The sequence below is a fragment of the Megasphaera sp. NM10 genome (assembly GCF_000417505.1).
In the GTDB taxonomy this organism is placed as follows: domain Bacteria; phylum Bacillota; class Negativicutes; order Veillonellales; family Megasphaeraceae; genus Megasphaera; species Megasphaera intestinihominis.
The window spans coordinates 1-393 of sequence record NZ_APHY01000163.1 but is presented as its reverse complement, the minus strand read 5'-3'; the positions used below and the strand labels follow the sequence as shown (position 1 = coordinate 393).

Below are 393 nucleotides of genomic sequence, written 5' to 3'. Positions count from 1 at the left end.
TCAGATTTCTTCTTATTGAAGCTTTAATTTTCCTTCTAAACGAGGATCGTTGTGAATCAGATAAGCCCGTTTCATCAGGAATACTTGCTTATTTACGTCAATCTTCCCGATGATGAATTGCCTAAAGTACAAGGTTAAAATGGAGTTTCCATCCAACTTTGTCTCCCGGACAGCGACAATTTTGTTGCCTAATGCTTCACTGAGAAAGTAGCCTTGTCCTCCGTAGGTGAGATAGCCGGAACTTTTGATGCGCCTTAATTCAAGGCCTTCACCGTAGTCCCAGGAACGAATCCTGCGGGGATATTTCCTTAGGCTGGATGTGTACTGCGATGCCGGAGTTTCTAACGTAAGCGATGTATGCGGCCGTCTGTTGTTGTAAAAATCCCGAACTGA

The 393-nt window shown here is 44.0% G+C and carries 1 protein-coding gene; it reads right to left on the bottom strand.

What is annotated here, in order from left to right; all coding sequences use genetic code 11:
* Positions 1–12: 12 nt before the first annotated feature.
* Positions 13–393: hypothetical protein (locus NM10_RS14285; RefSeq protein ID WP_020311961.1), on the bottom strand; the 381-nt coding region annotated here is incomplete at its 5' end.